Here is a 5,200-nt window from a genome sequence, read left to right on the forward strand (position 1 = left end):
GATGTGCCGGATTTCTTCTTCGGCTCTTGGGTGGGTTTGCCCAAAGGCTTTGGCGCTTGGGCCTGCTGTTTTTGGGGCCGCTTTGCCTTTTCAGACTTTTCCGATTTCGGCTTTGCGCCGGCCGGCAACGCATCGCCGGGCATGGGCGGACGCCAGCCGCGCTTGGGCGCCAGCAGCGTGCCGCGGCAGGTGGCCGCACCGCACCAGCAGGGATACTCGGCCTTCAGCTTCCTGGTGTAGGGTTCGTCGATGATCAGGCCGTAGTCGTAGCTCAGCTCCTCGCCGGCGGCGATGTTGCGCAGTGCGACGATGAAGATGCGGCCATCGCGCTCGTCGGTGTAGCAGTTGGGCGCGCAGCTGTGGTTGATCCAGCGCGAGGAATTGCCGCCGTAGTTGGCATCGATCACGCGGTCTTCGTCGATGTGGAAGTAGAAGGTATGGTTGGGCTGGCTGGGGTCGTGCGGGTGCCTGTCCTGGGCTTCCTGCCAGCTGACGATTTCCCCTACGTACTCGACAAGGACCTCGCCTTCGGCAAGATCCTGCACGGCGAAGACGCCCTTGCCATGGACACCCGAGCGGCGGGTCTGGATACGGCGGCCGCCGGAAGGGGCCAAAGCTGTGCGGGGCATGTTTTCTCTGATAACTTGAATAGGCACACATGCGCGTGCGCGTACACGTACGTACACGCGTGAGCCATGGATTGTAGAAGCGCAGGCATGCGACATGCAGCTCCTGCGGGGAATGACGAGTACACACAATGACAAAGACCCTGGTGATTGCTGAGAAGCCTTCGGTCGCGCAGGACATCGTCCGCGCGTTGACTCCGGTGGCGGGCAAATTCGACAAGCACGATGAATACTTCGAGAGCGAGCACTACGTCGTGACCAGCGCCGTGGGCCACCTGGTGGAAATCCAGGCGCCCGAGGAATTCGACGTCAAGCGCGGCAAATGGAGTTTTGCCAACCTGCCGGTGATTCCGCCGTATTTCGACCTCAAGCCCGTGGACAAGACCAAGAGCCGGCTCAATGCCGTGGTCAAGCTGGCCAAGCGCAAGGACGTCACCGAACTCATCAACGCCTGCGACGCGGGCCGCGAGGGTGAGCTGATCTTCCGCCTGATCGAGCAGTACGCTGCAGGTGCCAAGCCGGACGGCAAGGGCCTGGGAAAGCCGGTCAAGCGCCTGTGGCTGCAGTCCATGACGCCGCAGGCCATCCGCGACGGCTTCCAGAACCTGCGCAGCGACAGCCAGATGCAGGGCCTTGCCAGCGCGGCGCGCAGCCGCTCCGAGGCCGACTGGCTGGTGGGCATCAACGGCACGCGCGCCATGACGGCCTTCAATTCGCGCGACGGCGGCTTCTTCCTGACCACCGTGGGCCGCGTGCAGACGCCCACGCTGTCCCTGGTGGTGGAGCGCGAGGAAAAGATCCGCAAGTTCGTCAGCCGCGACTACTGGGAAGTGCATGCCGCCTTCGACGCGCAGGCCGGCCAGTACCTGGGCAAGTGGTTCGATCCCCAATGGAAGAAGAGCGAGGATGCGGAAGCCCGCGCCGACCGCATCTGGAACCAGCGCGACGCCCAGGCCATCGCCGACGCCGTGCGCGGCAAGCCGGCCCAGGTCACCGAGGAGTCCAAGCCCACGTCCCAGGCCAGCCCGCTGCTGTTCGACCTGACCAGCCTGCAGCGCGAGGCCAACGGCAAGTTCGGCTTCTCGGCCAAGACCACGCTGGCGCTGGCGCAAAGCCTGTACGAGCGCCACAAGGCCCTGACCTACCCGCGTACCGACTCGCGTGCCCTGCCCGAGGACTACGTGCCCGTGGCGCACCAGACCTTCGCCATGCTGGCCGGCAGCGGCATGCGCCACCTGGCGCCCTTTGCCCAGCAGGCGCTGGACGAGAACTACGTGCGCCCGACCAAGCGCATCTTCGACAACAGCAAGGTCTCGGATCACTTTGCCATCATCCCGACCACGCAGGCGCCCAGCGGCCTGTCCGAGGCCGAGCAAAAGCTCTATGACCTCGTCGTGCGCCGCTTCATGGCCGTGTTCTTCCCGAGTGCCGAGCACCAGGTGACCACGCGCATCAGCAAGGTCGAGCAGCACAGCTTCAAGACCGAAGGCAAGATCCTGGTCAAGCCCGGTTGGCTGGCCATCTACGGCAAGGAGGCCGCCAACGAGGTCGAAGGCGGCAAGGACGGCGACAAGGGCCAGCCCCTGGTCGCGGTGCAGCCCGGCGAGCAGCCGCGCGCCGGCCAGGTCGATCCCAAGGGCCTCAAGACCAAGCCGCCCGCGCGCTACTCCGAAGCCACGCTGCTGGGCGCCATGGAAAGCGCGGGCAAGCAGGTGGAGGACGACGAGCTGCGCGAGGCCATGCAGGAAAAGGGCCTGGGCACGCCTGCCACGCGCGCGGCCATCATCGAAGGCCTGCTGACCGAAAAGTACATGCTGCGCGAAGGCCGCGAGCTGATTCCCACGGCCAAGGCCTTCCAGCTCATGACGCTGCTGCGCGGCCTGGGCGTGGAAGAGCTCTCGCGCGCCGACCTCACCGGTGAATGGGAATACAAGCTGGCCCAGATGGAAAAGGGCCAGCTCTCGCGCGATGCCTTCATGCAGCAGATCCAGTCCATGACGGAAAAGCTGGTCAAGAAGGCCAAGGAATACGACCGAGACACCGTGCCCGGCGACTACGCCACCCTGTCCACGCCTTGCCCCAACTGCGGCGGCGTGGTCAAGGAGAACTACCGCCGCTACGGCTGCACGGGCAGCGACGGCCAGGGCGCGGGCTGCGGCTTCTCGTTCACCAAGTCGCCTGCAGGCCGCACCTTCGAGACGGCCGAGGCCGAGCAACTGCTGCGCGACCGCCGCCTGGGCCCTCTGGACGGCTTTCGCTCCAAGGCCGGCTGGCCCTTCGTGGCCGAGGTCACCATCGTGCACGATGAGGAAGGCGGCAACTACAAGCTCGAGTTCGACTTCGGCGACGACGCCGCTTCCGAAGACACGGGCGAGCTGGTGGACTTCGCCAGCCAGCAATCGCTGGGCCCCTGCCCCAAGTGCGGCGCGCCCGTCTTCGAGCACGGCAGCAACTACGTCTGCGCCAAGGCCGTGCCCACGCTGGCCCAGGCCACGCCCAGCTGCGACTTCAAGAGCGGGCAGATCATCCTGCAGCAGCCCATAGAGCGCGAGCAGATGCAAAAGCTGCTGCAGACCGGCAAGACCGACCTGCTGGACAAGTTCGTCTCCAACCGCACGCGCCGCAGCTTCAAGGCCTTCCTGGTGTGGGATGGCGCGGCCGGCAAGGTGAACTTCGAGTTCGAGCAGCGCGACAGCAAATACCCGCCGCGCAAGACGGCGGCCGCCAAGAGCGCGCCGGCCAAGAAGGCACCTGCCAAGAAGGCCGCGGCCAAGACCACGGCAAAGACGGCCACCAAGACTGCGCGCAAGCCGGCTGCCGGCACGCTGCAGCCCAGCGCGGCCCTGGCCGCCGTCATCGGCGAAGGCACGGTGGCGCGTACCGAGGTGGTCAAGAAGCTGTGGGAATACGTCAAGGCCCAGAACCTGCAGGACCCCAAGGACAAGCGCGTCATCCGCGCCGATGACAAGCTGCGGCCCGTCTTCGGCAAGGACAGCGTGAACATGTTCGAGCTGGCCGGCATCGTGGGGAAACATCTCACCCCCTGAGGCGCTTACGCGCCTTCCCCCTCTCTACTCGCTCCGCGAGGGAGGGGGACGACACCCTCGGTGCGGGGCGGCGCGGCCGGCTTAGGCCCTTCCTCGGTGTCCCTGGCTTTGGGGCGCGCCAGTTTTGAGGGCAGTGTTTGAGCTCTACACCAGCGGGTCGCCGGCCTGACATGGGGGCAACACATGCTTGGGCTAATCTAGCGGGCATGGATACCGAAATGCTCACCCCGGCAGCGGCTGCCGCCGCTGCTTCCTCCCCGGCGCCCTCGCGCTCCATCCGCCTGGACGGCGCCTCCAACTTCCGAGACCTCGGTGGCTACGCGGGCCTGGATGGCCGGCGCGTGCGCTGGCGCACGCTGTTCCGTGCCGACCACCTGGCCGGCCTCAGCGCAGCGGACCTGGACGTGCTGCAGGGCCTGAAGCTCGCGCGCAGCGCGGACTTCCGGGGCAAGATGGAAAGCGCCCACCTGGCCTACGAATGGCCGGGCATTGCCCGCCATGCGCTCATCGTCGAGCCCACCGTGGTGCAGCGCGCCAGCGCCCTGATCGCCGCAGGCAACGACCTCACGGCCGCCCATGCCGAGGAGCTGATGCAGGACACCTACCGCAGCTTCGTGCACGCCTACGCACCGCGCTTTGCACAGTTGTTCCAGCTGCTGCTGGAAAGCCAGGATCCGCTGGTCTTCCACTGCACGGCCGGCAAGGACCGCACGGGCTGGGCTGCCGCCTTGCTGCTCACCGCGCTGGGCGTGGACGAGGACACCGTGATGCAGGACTACCTGCTGACCAACCAGCTCTACCAGCGGCCCGCCACCACCTTCGCCCCCATGCCGGCCGAAGTGATGGATGTGCTGTGGCGCGTGCAGGCCTCCTACCTTGCGGCCGCCACCGACATGGTGCGGGCCGACTTCGGGGGGATGGAAGGGTATCTGCGGGATGCGCTGGGCATCGACAGTGCGGCACGCGAGCGGCTGGCTGCGCTTTACCTCGAAGGGTGATTACCTTCGCTCACGGGGCGGCAGGGTGGCGCGGCTAACATGGGCTGTGCCGGTCGGTTGCGCCGGAGTTCAAGGAGATTGCGATGAAATACGGCATGCGTGGGCTGGCCGCGATGGTGCTGGTGGCCCTGAGTGTGGGGCTGGCTGGTTGCGCGGGCGGGGTGCCTGGGGATGTGGCGGGGAGCCAGGCGTCCAGTGGCAGTGGGGTGACGGTGTTTGGGACTGTGGATGCCAATGTGAGTCATACGCGGACTTCGCGGTGACTCTTTGTGCTTTGGTTCTTTCGCTGGATTTGTCCCTGCCGGGTGGTTGTTTTTCGAGGCCGGGTTTCGGCCCGGCGGCCGACCGACTTTCTTGCCGCGCGGCAAGAAAGTAGGCAAAGAAGCGCGCCCCGCACTGCCCACGACCCTTCGCTTCGCTACGGGCGACCTGCGTGGGCAGAAGGGGGGAGGCTGGGTAACAGCCAACAGCCAGCCGGGTCAGGGCTGGATCGGCGTGATCACCACGCCGGTGCCTGCGGGGGCGTCTT

Annotated in this window: 3 protein-coding genes; 2 read left to right on the top strand and 1 reads right to left on the bottom strand. The window is 66.4% G+C overall.

What is annotated here, in order from left to right; genetic code table 11:
- A partial coding sequence (locus tag L995_RS00170) for an SET domain-containing protein (RefSeq protein ID WP_047467979.1) occupies positions 1-629 on the bottom strand: 629 nt, incomplete at its 3' end.
- Positions 630-757: 128 nt separating this feature from the next.
- Here L995_RS00170 and L995_RS00175 point away from each other — a divergent pair.
- A complete protein-coding gene (locus L995_RS00175) occupies positions 758-3,673 on the top strand; it encodes a DNA topoisomerase III (RefSeq protein ID WP_034368856.1) in 2,916 nt (971 codons plus the stop codon).
- 218 nt (positions 3,674-3,891) lie between these two features.
- The gene (locus L995_RS00180) at positions 3,892-4,671 is read left to right on the top strand and encodes a tyrosine-protein phosphatase (RefSeq protein WP_016454230.1); all 780 of its coding nucleotides are present in this window, start codon (positions 3,892-3,894) and stop codon (positions 4,669-4,671) included.
- Positions 4,672-5,200: the final 529 nt, after the last annotated feature.

The sequence above is a fragment of the Delftia sp. ZNC0008 genome (genome assembly GCF_000799035.1).
GTDB classification, from domain to species: domain Bacteria; phylum Pseudomonadota; class Gammaproteobacteria; order Burkholderiales; family Burkholderiaceae_C; genus Comamonas; species Comamonas tsuruhatensis.